This is a genomic window from Campylobacter jejuni (genome assembly GCF_049221745.1).
Classification (GTDB): Bacteria; Campylobacterota; Campylobacteria; order Campylobacterales; family Campylobacteraceae; genus Campylobacter_D; species Campylobacter_D jejuni_E.
Genome location: NZ_JBMJAO010000012.1, coordinates 17,092 through 43,642, shown reverse-complemented (window position 1 = coordinate 43,642; position 26,551 = coordinate 17,092). Strand labels below are relative to the sequence as shown.

At 29.4% G+C, this 26,551-nt stretch carries 27 protein-coding genes and 1 pseudogene; 17 read left to right on the top strand and 11 right to left on the bottom strand.

All coding sequences use genetic code 11. The features are described 5' to 3' along the window. Positions 1-304: 304 nt before the first annotated feature. Positions 305-658, bottom strand: a complete 354-nt coding sequence (gene rplT, locus ACOTU8_RS08065; RefSeq protein WP_422342459.1) for a 50S ribosomal protein L20 — start codon at positions 656-658, stop codon at positions 305-307. Between the two features lie 93 nt (positions 659-751). Next, a complete protein-coding gene (gene rpmI, locus ACOTU8_RS08060; RefSeq protein WP_002862434.1) occupies positions 752-943 on the bottom strand; it encodes a 50S ribosomal protein L35 in 192 nt (63 codons plus the stop codon). 155 nt (positions 944-1,098) lie between these two features. Here rpmI and ACOTU8_RS08055 point away from each other — a divergent pair, with 155 nt between their 5' ends. From ACOTU8_RS08055 to ACOTU8_RS08040, 4 genes are all read left to right on the top strand, one after another. After that, the gene (locus ACOTU8_RS08055; protein ID WP_422342458.1) at positions 1,099-2,265 is read left to right on the top strand and encodes a hypothetical protein; all 1,167 of its coding nucleotides are present in this window, start codon (positions 1,099-1,101) and stop codon (positions 2,263-2,265) included. Positions 2,266-2,426: 161 nt separating this feature from the next. Next, positions 2,427-2,795 carry a hemerythrin domain-containing protein gene (locus tag ACOTU8_RS08050; RefSeq protein WP_422342457.1) on the top strand — a complete coding sequence of 123 codons (369 nt, stop codon included), beginning with the start codon at positions 2,427-2,429 and terminating at the stop codon, positions 2,793-2,795. A gap of 184 nt (positions 2,796-2,979) precedes the next feature. Continuing rightward, positions 2,980-4,161 carry a NifS family cysteine desulfurase gene (gene iscS, locus ACOTU8_RS08045; RefSeq protein WP_422342456.1) on the top strand — a complete coding sequence of 394 codons (1,182 nt, stop codon included), beginning with the start codon at positions 2,980-2,982 and terminating at the stop codon, positions 4,159-4,161. A gap of 9 nt (positions 4,162-4,170) precedes the next feature. Further along, on the top strand, positions 4,171-5,142 hold the full coding sequence (locus ACOTU8_RS08040; protein WP_422342455.1) for an iron-sulfur cluster assembly scaffold protein: 972 nt from the start codon (positions 4,171-4,173) through the stop codon (positions 5,140-5,142). A gap of 20 nt (positions 5,143-5,162) precedes the next feature. On the opposite strand, the gene ACOTU8_RS08035 is transcribed toward ACOTU8_RS08040, so the two are convergent. Together ACOTU8_RS08035 and cynT are read right to left on the bottom strand one after the other, a co-directional pair. Further along, positions 5,163-7,040 carry a mechanosensitive ion channel family protein gene (locus ACOTU8_RS08035; protein ID WP_422342454.1) on the bottom strand — a complete coding sequence of 626 codons (1,878 nt, stop codon included), beginning with the start codon at positions 7,038-7,040 and terminating at the stop codon, positions 5,163-5,165. Then, positions 7,037-7,672: a carbonic anhydrase gene (cynT, locus tag ACOTU8_RS08030; RefSeq protein WP_422342453.1), complete on the bottom strand. Its 636-nt coding sequence runs from the start codon at positions 7,670-7,672 to the stop codon at positions 7,037-7,039. Before cynT ends, ACOTU8_RS08035 begins: the two co-directional genes overlap by 4 nt. Before the next feature lie 159 nt (positions 7,673-7,831). Between cynT and ACOTU8_RS08025 the strand changes: the two genes are divergently transcribed. From ACOTU8_RS08025 to ACOTU8_RS07995, 7 genes are all read left to right on the top strand, one after another. Continuing rightward, entirely contained in the window at positions 7,832-8,527 is a 696-nt protein-coding gene (locus tag ACOTU8_RS08025) for a Bax inhibitor-1/YccA family protein (RefSeq protein ID WP_422342452.1), read from the top strand. Positions 8,528-8,629: 102 nt separating this feature from the next. Beyond that, positions 8,630-8,998 carry a preprotein translocase subunit SecG gene (gene secG / locus ACOTU8_RS08020; RefSeq protein WP_422342451.1) on the top strand — a complete coding sequence of 123 codons (369 nt, stop codon included), beginning with the start codon at positions 8,630-8,632 and terminating at the stop codon, positions 8,996-8,998. 10 nt (positions 8,999-9,008) lie between these two features. Further along, positions 9,009-9,572, top strand: a complete 564-nt coding sequence (gene frr, locus ACOTU8_RS08015; protein ID WP_422342450.1) for a ribosome recycling factor — start codon at positions 9,009-9,011, stop codon at positions 9,570-9,572. Positions 9,573-9,574: 2 nt separating this feature from the next. Next, on the top strand, positions 9,575-10,183 hold the full coding sequence (gene pyrE / locus ACOTU8_RS08010) for an orotate phosphoribosyltransferase (protein WP_422342449.1): 609 nt from the start codon (positions 9,575-9,577) through the stop codon (positions 10,181-10,183). Continuing rightward, the gene (locus tag ACOTU8_RS08005) at positions 10,184-10,594 is read left to right on the top strand and encodes an RDD family protein (RefSeq protein WP_422342448.1); all 411 of its coding nucleotides are present in this window, start codon (positions 10,184-10,186) and stop codon (positions 10,592-10,594) included. 13 nt (positions 10,595-10,607) lie between these two features. After that, positions 10,608-11,630 carry a ribonucleotide-diphosphate reductase subunit beta gene (nrdB, locus tag ACOTU8_RS08000; RefSeq protein ID WP_422342447.1) on the top strand — a complete coding sequence of 341 codons (1,023 nt, stop codon included), beginning with the start codon at positions 10,608-10,610 and terminating at the stop codon, positions 11,628-11,630. After that, entirely contained in the window at positions 11,617-12,990 is a 1,374-nt protein-coding gene (locus ACOTU8_RS07995; protein ID WP_422342446.1) for a nicotinate phosphoribosyltransferase, read from the top strand. The genes nrdB and ACOTU8_RS07995 overlap by 14 nt, the downstream gene beginning before the upstream one ends. Here the strand turns inward: ACOTU8_RS07995 and ACOTU8_RS07990 are convergent. Next, complete coding sequence (locus tag ACOTU8_RS07990; protein WP_422342445.1) at positions 12,959-13,507, bottom strand: gamma carbonic anhydrase family protein; 549 nt, start codon at positions 13,505-13,507, stop codon at positions 12,959-12,961. The genes ACOTU8_RS07995 and ACOTU8_RS07990 overlap by 32 nt on opposite strands. A gap of 88 nt (positions 13,508-13,595) precedes the next feature. Here ACOTU8_RS07990 and pcm point away from each other — a divergent pair, with 88 nt between their 5' ends. Beyond that, complete coding sequence (gene pcm / locus ACOTU8_RS07985; protein ID WP_422342444.1) at positions 13,596-14,225, top strand: protein-L-isoaspartate(D-aspartate) O-methyltransferase; 630 nt, start codon at positions 13,596-13,598, stop codon at positions 14,223-14,225. Positions 14,226-14,521: 296 nt separating this feature from the next. Here the strand turns inward: pcm and ACOTU8_RS07980 are convergent, their stop codons facing one another. The 6 genes and pseudogenes from ACOTU8_RS07980 to ACOTU8_RS07955 form a co-directional block, all read right to left on the bottom strand. After that, the gene (locus ACOTU8_RS07980; RefSeq protein ID WP_422342443.1) at positions 14,522-15,613 is read right to left on the bottom strand and encodes a DNA adenine methylase; all 1,092 of its coding nucleotides are present in this window, start codon (positions 15,611-15,613) and stop codon (positions 14,522-14,524) included. A gap of 38 nt (positions 15,614-15,651) precedes the next feature. Further along, positions 15,652-16,170, bottom strand: a complete 519-nt coding sequence (gene infC / locus ACOTU8_RS07975; protein ID WP_422342442.1) for a translation initiation factor IF-3 — start codon at positions 16,168-16,170, stop codon at positions 15,652-15,654. Then, positions 16,167-17,975: a threonine--tRNA ligase gene (gene thrS, locus ACOTU8_RS07970; protein WP_422342441.1), complete on the bottom strand. Its 1,809-nt coding sequence runs from the start codon at positions 17,973-17,975 to the stop codon at positions 16,167-16,169. Before thrS ends, infC begins: the two co-directional genes overlap by 4 nt. Before the next feature lie 130 nt (positions 17,976-18,105). Beyond that, positions 18,106-18,909, bottom strand: a complete 804-nt coding sequence (uppP, locus tag ACOTU8_RS07965; RefSeq protein WP_422342440.1) for an undecaprenyl-diphosphate phosphatase — start codon at positions 18,907-18,909, stop codon at positions 18,106-18,108. 70 nt (positions 18,910-18,979) lie between these two features. Continuing rightward, complete coding sequence (locus ACOTU8_RS07960; RefSeq protein WP_422342461.1) at positions 18,980-20,977, bottom strand: OPT family oligopeptide transporter; 1,998 nt, start codon at positions 20,975-20,977, stop codon at positions 18,980-18,982. Positions 20,978-21,160: 183 nt separating this feature from the next. Continuing rightward, positions 21,161-22,512: pseudogene (locus ACOTU8_RS07955) on the bottom strand (CitMHS family transporter). A 237-nt stretch (positions 22,513-22,749) separates the two neighbouring features. Here ACOTU8_RS07955 and ACOTU8_RS07950 point away from each other — a divergent pair. The 5 genes from ACOTU8_RS07950 to ACOTU8_RS07930 all read left to right on the top strand — a co-directional run bounded on the left by ACOTU8_RS07950 (position 22,750) and on the right by ACOTU8_RS07930 (position 26,533). Further along, positions 22,750-23,091, top strand: coding sequence for a DUF4878 domain-containing protein (locus ACOTU8_RS07950; protein ID WP_422342460.1), 342 nt, complete (start codon positions 22,750-22,752; stop codon positions 23,089-23,091). Beyond that, a complete protein-coding gene (locus tag ACOTU8_RS07945; RefSeq protein ID WP_422342439.1) occupies positions 23,075-23,680 on the top strand; it encodes a YiiX/YebB-like N1pC/P60 family cysteine hydrolase in 606 nt (201 codons plus the stop codon). The genes ACOTU8_RS07950 and ACOTU8_RS07945 overlap by 17 nt, the downstream gene beginning before the upstream one ends. 63 nt (positions 23,681-23,743) lie before the next feature. Further along, positions 23,744-24,091 (top strand): hypothetical protein, encoded by a 348-nt coding sequence (locus ACOTU8_RS07940; protein ID WP_126222246.1) that lies wholly within the window; start codon positions 23,744-23,746, stop codon positions 24,089-24,091. Positions 24,092-24,224: 133 nt separating this feature from the next. Then, a complete protein-coding gene (locus tag ACOTU8_RS07935) occupies positions 24,225-25,352 on the top strand; it encodes a hypothetical protein (RefSeq protein ID WP_422342438.1) in 1,128 nt (375 codons plus the stop codon). Continuing rightward, positions 25,352-26,533, top strand: a complete 1,182-nt coding sequence (locus ACOTU8_RS07930) for a replication-associated recombination protein A (RefSeq protein WP_422342437.1) — start codon at positions 25,352-25,354, stop codon at positions 26,531-26,533. Before ACOTU8_RS07935 ends, ACOTU8_RS07930 begins: the two co-directional genes overlap by 1 nt. Positions 26,534-26,551 lie beyond the last annotated feature (18 nt).

Genomic DNA, 26,551 nt, shown 5'->3' with positions numbered 1-26,551 from the left:
ATTATCTTTGGTAATATCAAAAAAGATAATACTTAGTTTAATTTAGTTTACTCTCCTACTTGTTAAAAATTTCATCCTGATAATTTTAAAATTATTGGGATGGATGTTTTTTTGGATAATTTAAAATTTAACCGTTTTAAAAATTTCAAGACATAATAAATGTGTTTTTATTGCTTCAAATTTATAAATTCAATTAATGGATAAAATAACATTAAGAAAGATTTTAAAAATAAAAATTGATATTACAGGATTTTTAGAATTTTAAGAATTTCAAGGTAAAATCTTGAAATTCTTATTTTAAAAATCAAAGTGCTTTTTTTGCAGCCTCTACAATTTTTGCAAAAGCAGCAGCATCATTCATAGCTAAATCTGCTAGAATTTTTCTATCAAGTTCAATACCTGCTTTTTTAAGTCCACTGATAAATCTTGAATAACTTAAATCATTAAGCCTACAAGCAGCATTGATACGCACAATCCAAAGACGGCGGAAGTCTCTTTTTTTGCGGCGTCTATCACGATAAGCATAGACTAGACTTCTTTCTAATTGTTCTTTCGCTTTTCTAAAATGTTTGTGGCGTCCACTATAAAAACCACGTGCTAATTTTAAAACTTTTTTGTGTCTGCGGCGTCTAACAACACCTGTTTTTACTCTTGCCATTTTTATTTCCTTTCATAAAGTGGCGTCCAAATTTGGAGCTTGCCCTTGAAATTTTATTTCAGAGGGGAGTTTGAATGACTTTTAGTCAAAAACTTAAATTCCTAGCATTTTTTCAACAGCTTTTATATTTGTGCTATGCACATATTTAGCTGTGCGAAGATCACGCATTCTTTTTGCAGGTTTTTTAGTCAAAATATGACTTCTAAAAGCTGAGCCTCTTTTGATTTTATTTTTACCTACTTTGAAGCGTTTAACTGCGCTTTTAACGCTTTTCATCTTTGGCATACGCTTTCCTTATTTAGATAAATTTTTATTTTCAAATTAAAAGAAAAGCTAAATACTATCAAATTTTTTCTAATTTTTGACTGAATTTAATTTTTAAAAAACTTGGCACACCTTTTGCTTATAAAAAAATCAGCAATATTTTGGAAAGATTTAAAATGACTATAAATTCGGCAAATCCGTATCAAAATTTTACCTTATCTAATCCTTTACAGAATAGCTCTGCTCTAAATTTGATTAAAGATAGCAAAGCTTTAGAACAAGAAGGAAATGAAAATAGCTTAGAACAATTAAGTTATATTTTTAATAATACCACTTATGCTAGTGAATTTGGATTTAGAATCAATGAAGAAGGTTTTTTTGATAAAGATTTAAATAAAATTGCCAATATACCGCAATCTTATGATATCAACATTAAAAGCATTAGAAGTATAGCAAAAGAACTCGCGAAGCAAGATGAAAATTTAAACTATAATAAAATTGATCTACCTTATCTTTTAAATAGCTATTATAGTTCATTAAAATCTATAAATTCAAAATTTTTACAAGATGATAATGCTTATTTAAGTCGCGATCTTATTTCAAAACTATCATCAGGTTTTTCAACAGATAATGGAGAATTTTTAGGCCAAATTTCAAGAATTTACAACAATCAAGAAGAAATTGATTTGGCATTAAGCAATATCACAAATTTAAATACTTTAATGTTAGATAATAAAATAACTAATTTTCATTTTGATAAAGCCATAGAAAATACTTCTTCTAATGAAATTTTAAAACCTTATTTAACTAAAAATGCAGAAGTATCAAAATCTGGTCTTTTAATGAATTTTATCTACCATGATATAAAAACTCAAAACGAAAAAGAATTTAACTTTTTTATGAAACCTGCCACTTTAGAACTAAGCTCTCATCAAAATTTGCAAAAAATTCTCAAGGGCGAAATGGATATAGAAGATTACATTAAAAAAGAAAATGAAAAAAAGATGAGTTTTGATCTTTATCTTTATGTTAATGGTATAGATAAAAAAACAAGTACTCAAGACAAACTATCTGTATTTTTTCAACAATACATTAACTACCAAAAAGATATGGATTTAAGAGAATTTGCAAATTCAAGTTCAATATTTCAAATTTATATCGATCAAAATCGCAATGATTTTGATGCTCTTAAAAAACAATATCAAAACCAAAGTCAAGACACACAAAGATTAGAAGAAGCAAATCAACTACGTTCTAGCTCTATAGAAAATTTTTTAAATCGTCGTCAAAAACAAGCAAATATAAATAAAATTTTAAACTCTTATATGTCTGTGATGATTTAAAATAATTTTTTAAAAAATATATAAATTATAAATACTTTAATAATAATTTTTATATAATTAATTAATAAAATTTTAAGTATTATAGCATTATAATCCGCTCTCAAAAAATATAAATATAAAAGTACTCAAAACCATGACTTATTAATGAAAAAATTATTTCAATGAATAATGATCTTTTAGATCATCAACATAAAGAACTTTTTGAAATTTCTAAAAAACTCTCTTTAATGAACCAACGTCATGTTGGAACAAAAGAATTAAAAATTGTTTTAAGAGAGTTGTTGATAATGATCAATAGACATTTTTCAGATGAAGAAGCCTTTATGAGAGAAATAAAATATCCTTATATCAACCATCATACAAGAATGCACAGAAAAATTATCTTAGAAATTGAAGAAATTATCATCAGTGAAGCTAAATTTATAAATGTAATGACCGAAAAATTAAATCTCGTTGTTCAAGATTTTATCTTTAAACATACAGCCAAAGAAGATTCAAAAATAGTAAAGTATTACGAAGAAAAATTCTAAGAAATAGTATTTCTCATTTTTACTATATAAAATTCACAAAATATTTCACTTTAAAATTTTACTTTAGCATTTTATTTTTGTTATAATTTTTAACCTAATTTTTATAAATTTTTGCTATTATCCGTTTTCAAATAAAGATAAAAAATATCTTAATTAAAATTAAGGATAAATTAAGGATTTTAAAGTGAAAGTATATTTAGATAACAACGCAACAACGATGCTTGATCCTAATGCTTATGAGTTGATGCTACCTTTTTTAAAGGATATGTATGGAAATCCAAATAGCCTTCATCAATATGGAAGTGCAACGCATCCTGCTTTAAGAGAAGCTTTGGACAAACTTTATGCAGGACTTGGAGCAAATGACTTAGATGATATAGTTATAACCTCCTGTGCAACAGAAAGCATTAACTGGGTACTTAAGGGTGTATATTTTGATCATATTTTAGATAAGGAACGCAATGAAGTGATTATTTCTAGCGTAGAACACCCTGCCGTTATTGCTGCTGCTTATTTTTTAAAAAGTCTTGGAGTAAAAGTTATAGAACTTCCTGTAAACGAAGAAGGGGTTTCTACTGTAAAAGATTTGCGTAAAGTGATTAGCGATAAAACGGCACTTGTAAGTGTTATGTGGGCAAATAATGAAACAGGGATGATTTTTGATATTAAAGCTATGGCAGAACTTGCGCATGAATTTGGTGCTCTTTTTCATACAGATGCTACTCAAGCAGTAGGTAAAATAAAGGTTAATTTAACTCAAGTAGGAGTTGATTTTGCTTCATTTTCGGCACATAAATTTCATGGACCAAAGGGTGTGGGTGGACTTTTTATAAAAAAAGGACTTAAACTTACTCCGCTTTTACATGGTGGAGAACACATGAGTGGTCGTAGAAGTGGAACTTTAAATGTACCTTATATAGTGGCTATGGGCGAGGCTTTGCGTATTGCAAATACTATGCTTGATTTTGAAGATTCTCATATACGCCGTTTAAGAGATAAACTAGAAGATCAAATTTTAGCTTTACCTGATACAACAGTGGTTGGAAAAAGAGAACACCGTGTGCCTAATACAATCTTAGCAAGTATTAAAGGTGTTGAAGGCGAAGCAATGCTTTGGGATTTGAACAAAAATGGTATAGCTGCAAGCACGGGTTCAGCCTGTGCAAGTGAAGCTTTAGAAAGCAATCCTATTATGGAAGCTATCGGTGCGGAGCATGATTTAGCACATACAGCTTTAAGACTTTCTTTGTCACGTTTTAACACTGAAGAAGAAATTGATTATGCAGCAAAACAAATTAAAAATGCAACTGAAAGATTAAGAGCAATTTCTTGTACTTATGCTTATAATCCAAATAATTACAAATAAGGATGAAAAATGGGAAAAAATAGTTTAATTGGTGGATCCATTTGGGATGAGTATTCACAAAAAGTTCAAGATAGAATGAATAATCCTCAACATATGGGAGAATTTAGCGAAGAAGATGCTAAAGCACGCAATGCAAAATTGATCGTAGCTGATTTTGGTGCAGAAAGTTGCGGCGATGCGGTAAGACTTTTTTGGCTTGTAGATGAAAAAACCGATAAAATTATCGATGCAAAATTTAAAAGTTTTGGTTGTGGCACGGCTATAGCAAGTAGTGACACTATGGTAGATCTTTGCATAGGAAAAACTGTAGATGAAGCGGTAAAAATCACAAATATAGATGTAGAATTTGCTATGCGTGATAATCCAGAAACTCCAGCTGTTCCACCTCAAAAAATGCACTGTTCGGTTATGGCTTATGACGTGATTAAACAAGCAGCAGCGCATTATAAAGGCATAAGTCCTGAAGATTTTGAAGATCAAATTATAGTTTGTGAATGTGCTAGGGTAAGTCTTGGAACTATCAAGGAAGTAATTAAACTTAATGATTTGCATAGCGTAGAAGAAATTACACAATATACCAAAGCGGGTGCTTTTTGTAAATCCTGTATCAAACCAGGAGGACATGAAAAAAGAGATTATTACCTTGTAGATATTTTAGCTGAAACTAGAGCTGAAATGGACAGAGAAAAACTTAAAAATACAATGAAAAACGATGTAGCTTTTGATGAAATGACTATAGTGGGACAATTAAAAGCAGTTGAAAGTGTTTTAGATACTGAAATTCGTCCTATGCTTCATAATGATGGTGGGGATTTAGAAGTGATAGATATACAAAAAGCCGAAGGTGCGGCAATTGATGTATATATCCGTTATCTTGGTGCTTGTAGTGGTTGTTCTAGTGGAAGTGGTGCAACACTTTATGCCATTGAGACTATTTTACAAGAAGAATTAAGTCCAAATATACGTGTTATGCCAGTTTAAAATAGCAAGAATTTATCTTGCTATTTTATAGTTTTTGTTTCAAGGGGTGGTAAATTTTCTATATAAATACTACGACTTGGGAAAGCAAAGGTTAAACCATTTTTTTCGATTATACGCATAAACTCAAGCATTAAGCTTTGTCTAGCTTCTCTAAAATCTTTTCCACCTATTTCTTTGGTATAAAAATAAAGCTCTATGTTAATACTACTATCTGCAAATTCACTTAAAGCGACATAACAAGCATTTTTATAACCTTCTAAATCATTGATAGATACAAGGTTTTGACGATATTTTGTTGTATGATCGCCGTATTTTAATGCACTATCTTCTTCGTGAGCTACTAAATCACTTGTATGCAAAAATTCCCTTAAATCTTTTACACATTGTTCTAATTTTTCAGGGGTAGCATCATAACCAACACCTAAATACATTCTAACATGACGACCCATGCGTCTTTTACTCCAATTTTTAATATTAGCTCCCATGATAGTTGAATTTGGTAAAAATACAAGACAATTATCAAAAGTTCTAATAGTAGTTTTTCTAAGTCCTGTTTCAACCACAGTTCCTTCTATACCTGAAACCTCTACCCAATCTCCTTGATTAAAACTATTATCAAAAAGTAAAAGTATAGAAGCAAAGAAATTTGCAATAATATCTTTTGCTGCCAAAGCAACAGCCAAACCCCCAATTCCTAAAGATGCAATAATAGCTGAAATATTAAAGCCAAGTTGAGCAAGAATATATAATAAAGCTATGATAATAATAACAAAATATAAAATTTTAATAATTAAATTTACAACTTCTTTTTTTCCACTTTTTTGAGCAAGTTTAGAAACTAATACCACTCCATAGCCATCAAGCATTCTTAAAACAAGCCATGCAATCAAAACTGCATAAATTATATGAAAAAAATTACTCAAACTTATACTTAAAGGTGCAGGATAAGTTGCTATAGTAAGACAAAGAGAAATAGCATAAATAATTAATAAAAAACCTACAGGTTTTTTAATATTTTCAATAAAAATAACTTTAATATCATCTACATCATTTTTATTTCTATAAAAAATCTGAACAAGAAAAAAGTATACTATATTAGAAAAAAAACGTCTTAAAGATACAAAAAATGCCAAAACTAAAACAGAAATTACTATTTTTCCGATATTAACAAAACTTACCCCAATTACCTCATTTATACGATCTATCCAAACTTGAAGCTCGAGTAATGAAAAAATATAATTACTTTCAAGCAAATCTGCATTTGAGCGTAAATACTTAAGAATTTCAGAATAAGAATCCACAGCATTGCTAATATATTCTTCCTTTAAAGAAATTTTTTCTAATTCTTCTGGATTTGTAATTTTGCTTTTAAAACTATCTAAATTAACATTAGAAGAATTTTGTAAATTTTCCATTGCCTTATCAACAGTAGCAATCAAATCTTCGCTGCTTGCTGTATTTTTAAAAAGTTTTTCCACTTCAAACAAAGAAGAATAAAAACTTTCCACAATATTAAAATAAACTAGATTAAGAGTGGCATCTGTATAAATATAAGGCTTATTAATATTCTTTTTTTGAACATCTAGTAATTTTTCTTTTGCTTTTAAAAATCTAGCCACTGCCTCCTCATTAATCTTTTGTCCTACTATCATATCGGGTATTTTTACTAAAATAGCCTTTTTGTCTTTTTCAAATTCACTTAAAATGCCATTAAAAGTGCTTGAATTTTCATCATTGTTTTTCTTAAATTCTTTAATTTGATTGTTAAGATCAACATATTTTTCAACTAAAGTATAAATTCCTTCATCCTCTTTACTAATATTTGCATCAATAAATTTAAATTCTTGTGCTCCAAGGTATAAAATAAAAAAACATAAACTAAAAATAATTTTTTTCATTGAACTTTCCTATCCTGTATTAAAGTAAAAATTTTTGCTTTAAAATCATACTCATAAATTTCACCTGTCTCTATAATATAATACCAAGCATGCACTTCAAGTTTTCCTTTATCCAAAGCTTCTTGCACGCCTGGATAAGTAAGTATATTTTGCAAAGAATTTACTAAATTTAATTTTTCTGTAAGCCATGAACGCATAGCTAAATCATCTCTTGTAAAAATCATCACATCTTTTTTTATCGGATCTAACATAGTAAGCCATTTTTTCACATTAGGAATTTTATTCAACTCTTCATCAGAATAATAAAGAGCATTACAACCTCCACAATTACTATGGCCACAAACGACGATATTTTTAATATGTAATGAATTTAAAGCATACTCTATTGCTGAAGTTGTCGCCAAGTAATCTTCTCCAACGCGATAAGGTGGAACTATATTTGCAATATTTCGTATTACAAAAAGCTCACCTGGACCCGTATTAGTGATCAAATTTGGAATTACTCTAGAATCAGAACAACCTATGAAAAGAGTATGGGGATTTTGCTTATTTTTTAGACTTTCAAAAAGTTCTTCATGCTCCTTAAAGTCTTCTTGCATAAACTTAATCGCACCGCTAATAAGATTATCCATAAAACCAACCTGAAACTAAAATCTTGAAATTATAACAAAATTTCAGCAAAGATTTCATTATAAGCATAAGATATTATATAAATTAACTTTTTATTTAGTCTAATATGTTAGATTTCGCTCAAGATTTTAAAAAATCTAACAATTTTGCAAGGAGAATATATGAGTCTTTATGATAGAGACTACTCAAGATCAAAAGAATTTGAAAATACACGCTCAAGCGAATTAAGTATTTTTATTAAACAAACTTATCAACTTTTTGCTGCTTCATTATTAGCTGCAACAGTAGGTGCGTATGTAGGAATTTTTGCTTTAGCATCATTTTTTATACAATCACAAGTAACTTTTTGGATCCTTTTTGCTGTTGAAATTGGACTTTTATTTGCTTTGCAATGGAAAAAAAGAGAGGCTCCATTAAATCTTGTTTTACTTTTTGGTTTTACTTTCTGCTCAGGTTTAACGCTTACACCTTTGCTTATTTCAGTTTTAGCTCTACCAGCTGGAGGAATTATCATCGCTCAAGCATTTGCTTTAACAACAGTTGCTTTTGCAGGACTTAGTGTATTTGCTATGAATACAAAAAAAGATTTTACTGTTATGGGTAAAGCTTTATTTATAGTATTAATCGTTATTGTAGCAGCATCTTTACTAAACCTTTTCTTCCAAAGCGGTATAGTTAATCTAGCTATTTCAGCAGTAGCTGCAATATTATTTTCATTTTACATTCTTTATGATACGCAAAACATTATCCGCGGAAATTATGAAACTCCAATCGAAGGTGCAGTAGCGCTTTATCTTGATTTTGTTAATCTTTTCGTATCTTTACTTAATATCTTAAGAAGCTTCAATAGCAGATAAGTTTTTGTGGGATTTTTCTCACAAAACTTTTCAAGTTTCAAAACTTTTCAAGTTTTATTTAGTTAAAATAATCATTTAAAAATTAACTTTTAGGAATTTTCAATGATCACTCTTTTAATCATTTTACAATTTATCATCGTTGTAGTTATTTGTATAGCAGTTTTACTTCAAAAAAGTTCAAGTATAGGACTTGGAGCTTATAGTGGAAGCAATGAAAGTTTATTTGGCGCTAAAGGACCGGCTGGATTTTTGGCAAAATTTACCTTTGTTATGGGAATTTTACTTATTGCAAATACTATTGGTCTTGGTTATTTATACAATAAAACTAGCAAGGACTCTCTAGCAGAGAAAATTAAAGTAGAAAACAACACTACTATTCCAAGTGCTCCTATTATACCTACTACCCCAAACACAAATTCTATCGCTCCAAGTGCACCACAACTTCCAGGCGATATTAATTCAAGTAAATAATTATAAGGAAATGATAATGCTAAATGAAATTTTTAACAAACAAAAAATCCAAAGTGAAAAATCCTTAGAAGCCTTAAAAAAAGACTTCACCACTTTAAGAACTGGAAAAGTTAATACCCATATTTTAGATCATATTACAGTGGATTATTATGGAACTCAAACCCCTTTAAATCAAGTGGCAACTGTTTTAGCAAGCGATGCTTCAACTATTAGCATCACTCCTTGGGAAAAACCTTTACTAAAAACCATAGAAAGCGCTATTGCAGCTGCAAATATCGGTGTAAATCCAAACAATGATGGCGAAAGTGTAAAATTATTTTTTCCTCCAATGACTAGAGAGCAAAGAGAAGAAAACGTAAAACAAGCTAAAGCTATGGGTGAAAAGGCAAAAGTTTCTATAAGAAATATACGCAAAGATGCCAACGATGCAGTTAAAAAACTAGAAAAAGATAAGGCAATAAGCGAAGATGAAGCAAAAAAAGCTTATGATGAAGTACAAAAACTTACCGACGCCTATACAACAAAAATTGATGAGAGTGTAAAAAGCAAAGAAAGTGAACTTTTAAAGGTTTAACTATGAATTTAGAGCAAATTTATAAAGATTGTGGTGCTTATTTAGAAGGGCATTTTTTACTAAGTTCAGGTAAACATTCGCAGTTTTATCTTCAAAGTGCAAAAATTTTAGAGAATCCAAAATTAGCAGCAAAACTTTGTGATGAACTTGCAAAAATTATTGCAAGCTATAAGATAGAATTTGATAGCATTTGTTCTCCTGCTTTAGGCGGAATTTTAGCAGGTTATGAGCTTGCAAGAGCTTGCAATAAACGTTTTATCTTCACTGAAAGAGTAAATAAAGAAATGACTTTAAGACGTGGTTTTGAAGTAAAAAAGGGTGAAAAATTTATAATTTGTGAAGATATCATTACTACAGGTGGTAGTGCTTTAGAGAGTGCAAAAATCATTGAAAGTTTAGGTGGCATTGTTGTAGGTTTTGCAGCATTGGCAAATCGTGGTTTTTGTGCAGTAGAAAATTTAAAATCTCCAAGAAAAGATAATGCGAAATTACCTGAAAATTTACCACTCTTTACTCTAGGAAATTTTGAATTTGAAATTTACGATGAAACAAATTGCCCGCTTTGTAAAAAAGGGAGTAAAGCTATAAAACCAGGAAGTCGTGGAAATTAAATGAAAACTAAAGCAAAAATTACCTCTAGATGGCTAAGATTTAGAGCTTTGCTTATAGATATTTTTCTTATTTACGTTCCTATTTTGTATTTATTTTATTTTCTATTAGGCTCTAAAGAAGCTTTTTTAAACAACCATTTTATCACAACTTTATGTACTTTTTTATTTGGTTTGATTCAAGCTATTTTTTTAACAAAAAAGGCACAAAGCCCAGGTCTTAAAGCATATGATTTATATCTTATTGATATAAAAACGGGAAAGAAACTAAGTTTTCTTAGAATTTTACTAAGATATGTGATATTTATTATAAGTTTTGGCTTACTCTTTGGTTTATTTGTCAGTTTTGTAAGAAAAGATCGTTTAAATTTACACGATATTTTAACTCAAAGTTGTATAGCTACCAAAGCATAAAGAAAGGTTAAAAATGCAAAGAAAAAGAATTTACAATCCAAGCTCAAACGAAACCCTAGGAGATCGTAAAGTTTTTGATGGTAACCCACATGGAATTTTAAATTTCACTAAGGCAAAATATACTTGGGCTTTAAAACTTTGGGATTTAATGGAGGCAAATACTTGGTTTCCAAAAGAAGTGGATACAACTAAAGATACACTTGATTATCGCTGTAACTTAACTGCAGGTGAAAAAAGAATGTATGATTTGGTTTGGAGTCAGCTTATTTCTATGGATAGTTTTCAAACCAATAATTTAGCAGATAATATCAACCCTTACATCACGGCTCCTGAAATCAATGCGGTTTTAGCACGCCAAGCTTATGAAGAGGCAAACCATTCAAAATCTTACGCTGTTATGGTAGAAGCGATTTGCGATAATACAGATTTGATTTATGAAATGGAAAAGCATGATGAAACTTTGCGTGAAAAAAATGACTTTATTTCAAGCATTTATGAAGAATTAGCAGGCGATGTAGATGATAATAAACTTCTTTTAGCTATGGTGGCAAATCAAATTTTAGAAGGAGTATATTTTTATAGTGGTTTTACTGCTATTTACGCACTTGCACGTGCAGGAAAAATGCTAGGTTCAGCACAAATGATCCGCTTTATCCAAAGAGATGAAATCACACATCTTTTATTATTTCAAAATATGATCAATTCAGTACGCAAAGAAAGACCTGATTTGTTCCATGATGAAAATATCAATAAAATTTATGATATGTTTAAAAAAGCTGGAGATCTTGAGATCAAATGGGGTAAATACATCACTCAAAATCAAATCATGGGCTTTACTGATGATATCATAGAAGAATATATCCATTATCTTGTAGATCAAAGATTAAGTGCGATCAATTTAGATAAGTTATACAATGCAAAACATCCTATTAAATGGGTAGATGATTTTTCAAAATTTAACGATCAAAAGAGCAATTTCTTTGAAAGTAAAGTAACGAATTATTCTAAGGGTAGCATAAGCTTTGATGACTTCTAAAACTTCTTTAGCCTTGCTTTGTGATTTTTATGAATTTACAATGTCTCAAGGCTATTTCAAAAACAATAAAAAAGATCAAATCTGTTATTTTGATATATTTTTTAGAAAAATTCCAGATTCAGGGTCTTTTGCTATTTTTGCAGGTCTTGAAGATGTTTTAGACTTTGTTGAAAATTTGAGTTTTGATACAGAAGATATAGAATTTTTAAGAAAACAAGGTATTTTTGATACAGAATTTTTAGATTTTTTAGCCAGCTTTAAATTTAAGGGCGAAATTTATGCTATGCGTGAAGGAGAAGTGATTTTTCCAAACGAACCTTTACTTTGTATTAAAGCTACAACCATAGAAGCACAGCTTTTAGAAACTTTTTTACTTTTAAGTTTAAACCACCAAAGTCTTATTGCTACTAAAGCAAATCGAATTGTGCGTGCAGCCAAAGAAAGTAAAATTTTAGAATTTGGCTCACGCAGAGCACAAGGAAGTGAAGCAGCCTTAAAAGGAACAAGAGCAGCTTTTATAGGAGGTTGTATAGGAAGCGCTTGTACTTTAGCAGGAAAAATTTATAATATCCCTATCAATGGAACTATGGCACATTCTTGGGTGCAAATGTTTGAAAATGAATTTGAAGCTTTTAAAGCTTATGTGAAAATTTATCCAAAAAATCCTGTTTTTTTGATCGATACTTATGATTGTTTAAATAGCGGACTTAAAAATGCGATTAAAGTTTTTAAAGAATTTGGTATCCAAGAAGGCGGTGTGAGAATAGATTCTGGAAATTTACTTGAGTTGAGTTTGAAAATCAGACAAGAACTTGATCAAGTAGGACTTCAAAAATGCAAAATTATAGTTTCTAATGCCCTTGATGAATGGAGCATTAAAAAACTCAAAGAACAAAACGCACCTATTGATATCTTTGGTGTAGGCGAAAGATTGATCACTGCTTCAAGCGATCCTATTTTTAGTTGCGTTTATAAACTCGTAGCTTTAGAAGATCAAGGCATAAAACCTAAAATCAAAATCAGTGAAAATAACGAAAAATCAACTCTACCTCATTTTAAAAAGCTTTTTAGGGTTTATGATAAAAACACAAAGAAAATCCTTTTTGATGAGCTTTATGTTTTTGACGAAAACCCAAATCAAGATGAAAATTTAGAACGCAAAGAACTTTTAGAATTAGTCTACAAAGAAAAAAGACTTCTTAAAAAGTCATCTTTAAATACTATTCAAGATTATACAAAAGAGCAAATTTCAAAACTCGATGAGAGTTTTTTAGATCTTGATCGTTTTGTGAAATTTGAAGTAAAACTCTCGCCTAAACTTCAAAATATCACTGAAGATCTTTTAAAAACTCGTTTTTAAAATCCACATAATTTAAAGCAGATTGTTTTAGAAAGCTTACTTCTTCATTGTTTAATTCACGCACAAATTTTGCAGGGTTTCCAAGTATTAAAGAGCGTGGCGGAAATTTTTTATCCTTTGTTACAACGCTTCCAGCACCCACTATGCTATCTTCTTCTATCAAAGCATTATCCATGATAACAGCATTCATTCCGATTAAAACACGATTTTTTATCACACAAGCATGGATAACGCAATTATGCCCTATGGTTACATCATCTCCTATTATCGTAGGAAAACCAGCATCTTTTAACTTTCCTTTTTCATCAAATTCCCTATGCCAAACATGTATCGTGCTAAGATCTTGAATATTGGTTCTTTTGCCAATTTTTATAAAATTAACATCGGCTCTTAAAACACAATTAAACCAAATGCTACTTTCATCTCCTATTTCTATTTCTCCTATGATTTTAGCACCCTCTGCAACAAAAACATTTTGACCTAGTTTGGGACTGTGATTTTTAAATTTTATAAGCATTTTTTTCCTTTTTATTTAAGTATAGCTAAGTTTAACTCTATTTCAACTTTTTTAGTTACAATTTTTATTTAAATTTATAGGAGAAGTAATGAACGCATTTGAACAAAAAAGATGTCAAAATATGGCTGAAGAAATTGCACAAAAAGTTTTTATCAATGAAGAACTTTTCAATGCTTTTTGTCAAATTCCGCGTGAAATTTTTTCTCCTTTAAAAGCCCATGCTTATCGCCTTGATGCTTTGCCTTTGGCAAATTCTCAATGGATTAGTTCGCCTTTAACCGTAGCTAAAATGACTATGGCTTTAGATTTTAAAAATGCTGATAGTATTTTAGAGATAGGTTGTGGAAGCGGCTATCAAGCTGCGATTTTAAGCAAAGTCATAAGGCGTGTTTTTACCATAGAACGCATAGAAAATTTAGCCAAAAAAGCCGCTCAAACTTTCAGAGAATTAGAACTTTTTAATATCAATGTAAAATTTGATGATGGACAAAATGGCTGGAAAAATTATGCTCCTTATGATAGAATTTTATTTTCTGCTTATGCGACACAAATTCCTGAAATTTTACTAGATCAATTAAGCGATGGTGGAATTTTAGTCGCTCCTATTTTACACAATGGCAAACAATTCATCACACGCATTAGAAAAAATGGCACAAATTTACAAAAAGAAGTTTTAGAAGAATGTTTATTTGTACCAATAGTGAATGGAAAAGAATAAAAATATTGTAAAATTTATCAAAAATAAAAACTCTTTAAAATCTTTCTTAGTTTTTTATTATTTTAATTAAAGCTTAATCTTTATATAAATCTTAAATATTTACATTTGTACAAAAATGAATTTTTATCCAGCATTTTAAAACTTTTTCATATAACATAAGTCTATTATTTTCTGATTTTTCTTCTTTAAAAAATTTTGAAAACTGTATTAACTCTATTGTAAATAAATATTTTACTATAAATGTATATCATTTACTTCTGAAAATTCTTCTTTTAATACATAATTTTAATACGGAATTAATTTTTAACTAAAATATAAAGTTGCTCATGGACATAAATAGATCGATTTTTAAGATTTCTACTAGCTCTAAAGGTATTGTATTTTTGTTCCAATAAAAAGCATTTTCCAAGATTTTGTAAGCGTTTTAAAAAATTTTCTTTTTGTACAAAGCCTTCACAATTATAAGATAATAAAATAATTTTAGCTTTTAAATTATAAATTAAGTCAAATAAAGCATTTTCAGCATTTTTTTGACTATTATAAATACTACGATTCCAATCTTTTGGAATTCCGCTTATATTTGAAATCTCTTTAGGTTCTTTATAGTTTGCAATTAAATTTAGCATAAAATAATTTGAACTATAAGGATGTTGATTATAAGGAGGATCAAGATAAATTACATCTATATCATCAAGTTCTTTTGCAAGTATATTCGCATCTTTTTGTATAACTTTAAATTCACAAAAAAAATTTGAAAAAATAGGCATTTTAAGTTTTATTTCACCTTTTATACGTTTAAGAGCATTTCCAGCTTCTCCTCCAAATTTTCCTATGCCATTTTTTCCTTTGTAAAAACCTTTAAAAACTCCACTCGTATTAGAATGAACACTTGCTTCATAGATTAAAGGTGCTATAAAAAAACGCCTTAATTCTTCTGGAATTTCATTTTCGATTTTTTGCCTTATGGTATCAAGGTATAAAGCATTTTTAAAAGTATAAAAAACCCTTTCATTTTTTTTAATATCATCATCATCTTTTGGAGCATAAAGCTCACTGATAAAACCTTTTTGAAGTTCTAAATTTTGAGTTAAATTTTTGTGATATTTTTTTATAAGTTCATTTAAATTTTTATTTTTATTGCTAAGATAACATTCGTTAATAACCCTCGAATAATCTTCTAAATCATTAGCTATAATGAAATTTGAGTGCGCCTTTGCAAAACGACTTACAACACCTGAGCCACTAAATATATCACAAAAGCTAAATTTATCTTTACCAAGTTCTTTTTTAGCTACCTTAAAGCCCTTATTTAAAAAACTTAAAAGTGCTCTTTTATTTCCAAGATAAGTTATAATTTGCTCTTTTAAAAAAGAAGGATTTTCTTTCAAAATTTAAAACCTTTAAAAGCCTTATCCACAAAAGTGGATTAAGCTTTTTTTGGAGTTACAAGCATATTTACATAACGACCTTCAAAATTTGGCTCTTTGTCACGATTAGCTTCATTTTCTATCATAGTCCAAATTTTTTCAAGCAAAGCTACACCTGCTTCAGGAGTTGCCATTTCACGTCCTTTTAAGAACACACGAAATCTCACATGCTTACCTTGTTCTAAAAATTCTAAAGCATGTTTTACCTTGTAATTAATATCATTTTGAGCAATTTTTACAGAAAGTTTGATTTCTTTTATATCAATCACTTTTTGTTTTTTCTTTGCTTCTTTTTGTTTTTTTTCTTGTTGATAACGGAATTTACCATAGTCCATGATCTTGCAAACAGGTGGCTTAGCATCTGCAGCTATCATTACAAGATCAAGTCCTAAACGATTTGCAATTTCTAAAGCTTCATCACTACTGATAATACCATAAACCTTGCCATTATCGCCAACACATCTGATTTCATCCGCTCTTATTTCTTCATTGAGCAATACTTCTTTTTCTTTACTCAAAAGTGTACCTCACTCATTTTCTCCTTAACTAATTTAATAAATTCATCCAAGCTAAGATTTTTTTGTTCTTTAGCTCTTCTATCTCTTAAAGCAACGCTACGCTTTGCCACCTCATCATCACCTAAAACTAAAATCATAGGTAATTTTTGTTTTTCAGCGATACGAATTTTTTTACTTAAACTCTCATTTTTTTCATACACCTCGCTATCGATATTAAGCTCTAATAATTCTTTTTGAATTTCTTTTGCGTAAGCAATATGTGCTTCGCCTATTGGCACTATACCCACCGCAGTTGGTGCGATAAAAAATGGAAACTCACCCGCACAATGTTCGGTTAAAATTCCTATAAATCTTTCAAAAGAACCCAAAATCGCACGATGCAGCATTACGGGTTGTTTTTTTTCATTATCACTATCAGTGTATTCAAGTTTAAAACGATTTGGTAAGTTAAAATCTACTTGTATAGTTCCACATTGCCATTTTCTTTTTAAAGCATCAGTGATTTTAATATCGATCTTTGGCCCATAAAAAGCCCCGCCACCTTCATCAATGCCATATTTTAAACCTTGTTCATCTAAAGCTTCTTTTAAAGCCTTAGTCGCCACTTCCCAAATTTCATCATCGCCTATAGCTTTTTCAGGTTTAGTTGAAATTTCCATTTCATAGCTAAAATCAAATAATTTCATCAGATTATCTACAAAAGCTAAAATTTCTAAAACCTGCTCTTTAATCTGACTTGGCATACAAAAAATATGTGCATCATCTTGAGTGAATTCTCTCACTCTAAAAAGTCCATGCAAAACGCCACTTTTTTCATGACGATGCACCACGCCATATTCAAAAAATTTCAAAGGCAAATCACGATAACTTCTTACATCACTTTGATAAATTTTAATATGCCCTACACAGTTCATAGGCTTAATACCATATTCTTGTTCATCAATTTGTGTAAAATACATATTTTCTTTATAGTTTGCATAATGCCCACTGATTTTCCATGCATCTGCTTTTAAAAGTTCAGGCCCACGCACAGGCTCATAACCACGCAAACGATGAATTTTATAAAGCATATGTTCAAGTTTAGATCTAAGTCTTGCACCATTACTTAACCAGATAGGAAGACCTCCTCCAATCTCATCATCAAAAGTAAAAAGTTTAAGCTCTGTTCCAAGCTTTCTATGATCGCGTTTTTTAGCTTCTTCGATAATGGTTAAATACTCTTTCAAACTTTCCTTATCTGCAAAAGCAGTACCATAAATTCGAGTAAGCATTTCTCTTTTTTCATCGCCACCTAGATACGCTCCTGCAACACGAGTGAGTTTAAAAAAGCGTAAAAATTTCGTATTTGACACATGAGGACCACGACACAAATCTTCAAATTCACCTTGCTTATAAATACTTACAGCTCCATCAGGAATACGCAATAAAACTTCTTGTTTTAAATCATCATTTTGAAATTTAGCCAAAGCTTCGTTTTTTGTGATTTCATATTTTGAAATTTCAATCTTTGCTTCGGCAAGTTCTTTCATCTTTTTTTCAATTTTTACTAAATCTTCTTCGCCAATCTTACTTTTCACACGAAAATCATAATAAAATCCATCTTCTATAACAGGACCAACGAAAAATTTAGCCTCAGGATACAAGCTTTTAATTGCCTGTGCCATTAAGTGTGCACAAGAATGACGGATTACCTCTAAACTTTCTTTAGAATTATCAAAATAAATTTCTTTTAGATTTGTATCTTTCACGCTTTGAGAGTCAATTATTATCTCATTATCCAAATACGCAATAACTTCTTTTTCCATATTTTTAACCCTTTGTCGCTCACTTACCCTGTGAGTGTTTATAAAGTTCTAATTTTAACTTTCTAAGACTTAATTATTTTTGAAATTCAGCTTATTTTTAAAAAAATCTTAGAATAAATTTAATATTTATTTATAGCTTAAATTCACTTCCAGCATTTAAAATCCCACTATAATATAAATAAAAGAAAACAAATCCTAAAATAATACGATAAATTCCAAAAGGGATAAAGTCAAATTTAGAAATAAATTTTAAGAAAAATTTTATAACTAAAACTGCAACAACAAAAGCAGTGATAAAACCTATACCTAAAGGAATTAAAGAATTTGTATTACTAAGCAATTCAGGCTCTTTATAAATGCTATAAGCTGTAGCAATAATCATCGTTGGAATGGCAAGCAAAAAGCTAAATTCAGCAGCCACTTTTCTATTAAATCCTAACAAAAGCCCACCAATAATACTTGCTCCACTTCTTGAAGTTCCAGGAATCATGGCTAAAGATTGAAAAATACCTATACAAAAAGCTTGTTTAAAACTTATTTCTTCTAAGGAATTGATACGATATTGTTTATTTTTATGTGCAAGTTCTATAAGAATAAGCACAACACCACCGAAAATAAGCATTCCAACCACAACCCAACCATTAAATAAAGTGCTTAAGTATTTTGCCACAAAAAGCCCTATAACTCCAGTAGGAAAAAATCCCGCTGCAAGTTTTAACCAAATATCAAGCCCTTGAAACAATTTACGCCAAAATACAAAAATTACCGCCAAAATAGAACCAAGCTGGATGATAATCAAAAAACTTTTCCAAAACTCATCTATATCAATACCTAAAATAGTCGTACCTAAAATCATATGTCCTGTTGAAGAAACAGGTAAAAACTCAGTCAGACCTTCTATAATTCCAAGTATTAAAGCATATAAATTTTCCATTTTAATCCTTGAATGATAATTGAAGAAAAATTATATCAAAATGAATTAAATGGGGTTTTAACCCCAAAAATTAAGCATCTTTTTTAACAATACGTTTAATGAAATATAATACAACTCCCACAAAAAAGATAAGTGCGAAAAGCTCGCTATCATGAAAATTTGTTAAATTTAAAGCTAAAGGATTTTCACTACCACCCATGCTTACTGAAAATACAGTAATTCCTGCGATAATTACCCCAAAAATACTTTCACCCACTATAAGCCCTGAAGCAAAAAGCGTGCCTCTTTGCTCACAACTCGCAAGTTTTTCTTCTTTATGAGAATTTTTTGCATATTTTTTAGTCAAGTATTGCATTACAATATATTTTAAAATTCCGCCCATAACTAAAGGTATATTTACAGCGGGAGGAAGGTAAATACCTATTCCAACGGCTAAAGGTGGCAAAGACATTTTCTGCGTTCTTCTTAAAATTTTATCTATAATAATCATTAAAATTCCTACAAATACACCAAAAGCCATATAACCCCACTCTATATTGTGATGAAAAATTCCTTGAGCGATAGTACTCATTAAATTTGCTTGTGGAGCTGCTAAAGCCGATGAAGCATCCATACCTTCTCTTGGCATTGCTCCGACAAAACCATAAGCTTGATAAAGCAAATTTAAAACAGGAACTATAGCCAAAGCACCAAAAACACAGCCTATCAGTAAAGCAACTTGTTGCTTCCAAGGAGTAGCTCCGACTAAATGTCCTGTCTTTAAATCTTGTAAATTATCATTCGAAATAGCAGCTGTAGCCAAAATAACACTAGTAGTAAAAATAGCTAATGCTACAGCAAATTTAGAAAGCATAGGATCTTGAAAAAGTTCCATACCTAAAACCAAAAAAACAATAGAAGAAATAATAACACCAATAAGTCCGATTCCAGAAATAGGACTAGAAGAAGATCCTACAAGTCCTGCCATATATCCGCAAGCTGCTGCAACAAAAAAACCTATTAAAACAGAAACTAAAGTTCCAACAAATGAAAATAGCATTTGATAATAAATGCTTAAGTTAGCATCTTCAACAAAACTATAAAAAGTAATAAATAAACCCACAACCATTAAAACAAAAAGTATAAAAATACTTTTTAAAGAAAGATCTGTATCAGTTCTTTTATTTTTTTCTTGATTAGTAATTTTAACATTTTTAACAATTTCTTTAATACCTTTAATAACAGGTTTTAAAAGTTCTATTAAAGTCCAAAGCGCTGCTATAGCAATAGCTCCTGTTCCTATAAGCCTTACTTTGGAACTCCATACACTAGAAGCTAAATCTACGGCATTTTTTGCACTATCAAATTCAAAATTTGAAAGATAAGAAGTAAAAATACCCCAAGCTAAAAACATACCTACAAAAAGAGCTATAGCACCTGCTAAACCAACTAAATAACCCGCTCCTAAAAGTGCCAAAGAATATCCCATAGAAAAACCAAAAGCCATTTTATTCCAAATAAAAGCAAAATTACTCTCACTTGCAACGAGTTTAAAACCATTGCTTAATAAACTAAAAATAGCAGCTATAAAAGAGCCTAATGCTATTTCTTTAATACCTTGTTTTCCTTTTTTATTACTCTGATCTTTATTGGCTACTTTTAAAATTTCAGCTGCGGCTCTACCTTCAGGATAAGCAAGTTTACTTTCAACCACCATAGCCCTTCTTAATGGTATGGTAAAAAGCACTCCAAGTCCGCCACCACAAAGACATATCATAAAAGTTTGCCAAAGTGGAAATTCACTCCAATACCCACACATAAAAAGCCCTGGGATAACAAAAATAACTGATGATAACGTTCCTGCTGCTGAAGCTTGAGTTTGAACCATATTATTTTCTAAAATATTTGAAGTCTTAAAAAGACTCAAAACCGCCATGGAGATGACCACAGCTGGAATTGATGATGAAAAAGTAAGTCCCACTTTTAACCCCAAATATACATTTGAAGCTGTAAAAATAATAGTTAAAATACTTCCCAAAATCAAACCCCTTAAGGTAAGTTCTGGTAAATTTTGTTTTTTGTACATTATTTCTCCGTTTTAAAATTTACTTTACAACTTAAAAAATATTCTCATAAGTTTAAATTTATAATTTTTCTCTAAAGTAAAATAAAATAATACAAAAAAACGCTTATATTTTTATAAATTTTTGACTCAAAAATATCATAAAACAACGAACCAATCATTGAAAAATCAAAAGTTCTTTTATTTTAATTATATTATCCCAGCTACCTCAGCAAAAATCAAGCAAATAATACTTATACCCCATATATAAAAAAAGCTTCTTTTGATATGATCTTTAATATTAACCTCTGCTAAACCACAACCTAGCAAAGTTGCAGGCACAACAGGAGAAATAAATGTCGCACAATTTCTTGCTATCACCATGATAATAGCTATAGTCAAAGGTTCAGCGCCAAAAGCCTTAGTTACACTCAAAACTATAGGCATCACTCCATAAAAATAAGAATCTGTACAAAAAATAATTGCCATTGGAACAGCCAATATCCCTACCATCAAAGGAATATAAGTACCTAAATAATCTGGAACAAAATTTAAAATCAAAACACCCATTTTTTCCATAATACCACTTTTATCAAATACACCTATTAATATCCCAGCACCGATTAAAGTAATATACATAAGCATTGCACCGCCACTTGCATGATCTAAAACTTTTTTAGCTATTTTTAAATTAGGATAATTAAGCGGTAAAACTATTGCAAGTCCTATCATAAAGCAAATATAACTAGGAATAATACCACTAATTAAAAGCCCAATAACCCCAATAGCTACAAGTAAATTTAACCAAAACCATTTTTCATTATGGTGTTCGCTTTTTTCTATATTTAAATTTATTCCTGATAAATTACCTGCACCTGCACCTCTTTTTATTTCTATACTTAGCAATCCAAATTGCCAAAAGAAGAGATAATACCAAACCTACAATCTGAATTGGTATGATATGGTGCCAAAGCAAATTTGCATCCATTCCTATATTAGTAGCCGCTCTTAAAGTAGGACCACCCCAAGGAATAACATTCATAACCCCCATAGCTGAAGTAATAATCAATAACATTGAAGTCTTTCTTATACCTAAACGCTCATAAATAGGTAATAATGCAGGTATTACAATGAGAAAAGTAGAAGCACCTGAACCATCTAAATGTACAGCAGCAATAAAAACAGTAAGAATGCAAACTTGATATACATTGGCTTTCATTTTTGATAAAAATGCATTTAAAATTTTAGTAAAAAAACCACTTGCATTTAAAACACTAAAAAAGAGTATAGAAAAAACAAACAAAGCTGCCGTATCCGTTACGCTTTTGACTCCATCTTTAATAAAAGCAACCAATGTTTTAATATCAAAAACACCTCCTTTAACCCCTAAAGCTGTTCCTACCCCAAAGCCAAGTTGTTCGAGAATAAGCAAAAATACAGCTATACTAATACTTACACTTATAAAAGCTAATGCTGGAGTAGTATAATCTTTTAGCAAAAGCCAAACTATCAATCCTAACGAGAAAAAAACCCAATAAAGCTAAAAAATTTCCATATCCTATCCTTTTGTATCATTTTTATTCGATAATAAAATAGGATATTTTAAATCCAACTTATATGTGTTTAAATTTATAGCTTCTTGAAAAAAATATATTTTCTAGTGTAACCATTTTAAACAAGAATAAAAAAATAATTTTGAATTATTTTGCTATAATTATAAGTATTTTAATTTATACTATCAAAGGAAAAAAATGAAATTTTTCAAACTTTCTTTCTTAACTTTAGTTGCCTTTTTTGTAGTGGCTTGCGGTTCTTCAAATCCTGAAGATTTAGCTAAAAATTTTACAAAAGATCTTTACAGTGGTGATGCTAAATCTGTTATGAATTACATTGATCTTAGCGAAGCTAAAAGTGATGAAGAAAAAACATTTGTTAGTGGTAAAATCACTCAAGTTGTTACTGAAAATGCAGCCAAAGCAAAAAGAATGGGCGGTGTTAAAGATATTCAAATTGAAGAAAAAACAATCAATGAAGATTCTGCTAAAATCAGAGTTTTAGTGTTATTTAATAATGATAATAATCAAAGCAGCAATGTTTTTCTTGCTAAAAAAGATGGAAAATGGCTTGTTTTACTTAAATAAAATTTTATATTTTTTCTTAATTTTATTTTTATTGATTGGAATTTGGGATTTCTTTCTAAATTCCAATCCTTCAAATCAAATCATCAAAAAATCCCATCTACCTTCTCTTGAAATAGGTGATCTTGTCTTTCGTGCAGGAATAGGAAGTGAAAGTTTTTTAATAGAAAATTTAAGTCAAAGCTCTTATTCTCATATCGCTATGGTAGTTAAAACTTCTCCAACTATACTCATACATGCTACAATAGATGATGACAAAAATGCTAAAAACCAAGTCATCTTAAGCTCTATAGATGATTTTTTAAAACTGAGTCATAAAATTGCTATTAAAAGATTAAAATTTGATGAAAAAACCAAACAAAAAATAGTTACTAAAGCTTTGGAACATTTAGGCAGAAAATTTATCATAAGTACAAACAAAGATGCTTTTTACTGCACTACTTTTTTAGAGCAATCTATTAACTCCATTACCCCATTTCATCTTCAATATACCCTAATTAAAGCTCCTTTTAATGAAGGTTTATATCTTTTTCCACAAACTTTTTTTGAAAATAATCAAAGCGTATTAATTTATGAAAGTCAAAATTTTTAATTTCACATTCACTTCACTTAAAAATTTTATAATGTCATCACTTTACATTAAGGAGAAATAATTATGAAAAAAAGTATTTTATTTGCATCAGCACTTTTAACTAGCTCAATGCTTTTTGCAGATAGTCTAAAACTTGAAGGTACTATTGCACAAATTTATGATAACAATAAAACCTTGCTTATTGACTCAATTTATGGCGGACAAATGGCTATAAAGGTTCTACCAAATACCGAAATAGAAATGGATGATTGTGGTATTTTTGGAACAGATAAAGATGGAACTTTTAAAGATTTACAAGTTGGAAATTTTTTAGAAAGTAAAATTTCTTATGGAGCACCTGCTACACCAAATACTCAAGCTATTCCAGTAGCTAGAAAAATTGAAATTCAATGTTATAAAAAAGCTTATTAATATAAATCCCTTAACAAGGGATTTATAAAATCATTCTTTGCTAAGCTACTTCATCACTCTTAAATAAAAATTTAAACTCTTTTTTAACAAGCAATTTATAAAATAACACTTATATTTTCATCTAAGGCAAATAATGAAAAAATGGATTTTTATTGTTTTTTGTTTTATATTAGGTTTTATTATTCATATATTTTATATAGGATACACTAACGAACTTTTATTTAATAAATTTATTAAAAACAGCAATCCTGATTATACAATTACAGATATTTACTTCAAAAAAGGTTTTTTAACTTCTAAGGGAAGTTTTACTTTAAATCACTCTCATACACAGCTTTCAACCAAAATTAACCTTAAATTTAATAATTATTTTTTCTTAAATAAAATTATAAAAGGAAATTTTACAAATCCTTTTGATTTTTTAGATGAAGTGTTAAAAAACAATAAATTAGGAACTTTTACTCTCAAATTACACGATAACAACTCTAAAGTATTTCTAAATATCAAAGATATAAATTTAAGCAATGAAGGCGGAGATACCATCATAAACGGCGGATATATTGAAGCTTTAATGAATAAAAATTTAGAAATTAAAAACATTAAAATACATTTTAATATGATTGATTTTTCTCAATTTTATACTAAATTTGTATTACAAAATTTAAATTACGAACAATTTTTTAACAATCCTGTACAATTTTATGAGTTAAATTTATTTAGCGATAGCCAACAAGAGATCAACTTTGATTATCTTGTGCTAGGTAACAATAAAATCAATTCTTTTTATAGTAAAAACCAAGTAAATTTTAATGAAGAAAATTCAACAGTAAACTTAAACATACAAGGAAAATCCAATGAAATTGATATTGATCTTAAATCTTTATTGGGTCAGAATTTGAATTTTGACAAAACAAAATTTAATATAACCATAAATAAATTTCTTAATACAAATTTTAATATCTCTCATTTTATTCAAAAAAATCTTGATCTAAAAATACAAAATTTAATCCTTGAAAAAAATAAACAAAATATCAGTCTACAAGGCAATTTAAGTATTAACAACTCTTATCAAGCAAAATTACAAGTTATCAGTTCAGATGAGCCTGATGAAATTTTTCCTTGGACAAAGGATTATGGAGGTTTAAATCAATATTTTTTAAAAGAAAATAATAACTTTTTTCTAAATTTATCCTATGATAGCTTAGCCAATCCTCAGCTAAAAATTAATGGTAGTGAATTTTCAAATATGGATTTAAATTAATGAGCCTAGCTTTGACCTTTCGCCCTGAAAATTTTGATGATATTTTAGGACAATATGAGCTTATAGAAATTTTCAAAAAATTTACTACTTTACAAAAACTTCCTCATAGTATTTTTTTTGGAACAGCAGGTTCTGGAAAAACAACTTTTGCTAGAGTTGTAGCAAAAGAATTTGGCTTAGATTTTTATGAATTTGATGGAGGAAATTTTAAACTCGAAGAACTAAGAAAAATTTTAGACAATTATAAAAATAGTCTTTATAAGCCTTTAATTTTTATTGATGAAATTCACCGCCTTAGCAAAACCCAACAAGAAATGCTTTTAATTCCTATGGAAAATTACCGTTTAATTTTAATCGGTGCAAGCACTGAAAATCCCTATTTTGTTTTAAGTTCTGGTATAAGAAGTCGTTCCATACTTTTTGAGTTTAAATCTTTAGGGGTAAAAGAACTTGAAACTTTACTCTTGCGTGTGCAAGAAAAAATGAAATTTAGTATTGATAAAGAAGCTAAAGATTTTCTACTTAAAAGTGCTGATGCAAGAGCTATGCTAAATTTGCTTGAATTTGTCTTGGTTTTAGATGAAAAACATATCAGTCTTGAAAATCTTAAAAAACTTCGCAACACCATAAATAGTGAAGGTGTTAGCTCAAAAGATACACATTATATTTTAGCAAGTGCAATGATAAAAAGTTTACGTGGAAGTGATGTTGATGCAGCACTTTATTATCTTGCAAGACTTATTGATGCAGGAGAAAGTGCGGATTTTATCGCCAGGCGTTTGGTGATTTTTTCAAGTGAAGATGTCGGAAATGCCGATCCAAATGCTTTAAATTTAGCAGTTTCGACTCTAGAAGCTGTTAAAAATATAGGTTATCCTGAAGCAAGAATCATGTTAGCCCAATGTGTGATTTATCTAGCAAGTGCGATAAAATCAAATGCAAGCTACAAGGCCATCAATAAAGCCTTAGCTTATGTAAGAAATAACGAGCCTTTGGAAATACCCAATTATCTTAACAATCATCATCAGAAAAAACAAAATTATCTCTATCCACATGATTTTGGTGGCTGGGTAGAGCAAAAATATCTTAATAAAAATTTAAAATTTTATCATAGCAAGGGCTTAGGAGAAGAAGCAAAATTGTTAGATAATTTATATAAATTAAAAAACCATAAAGCTTAATTTTATTATTTAAAATTT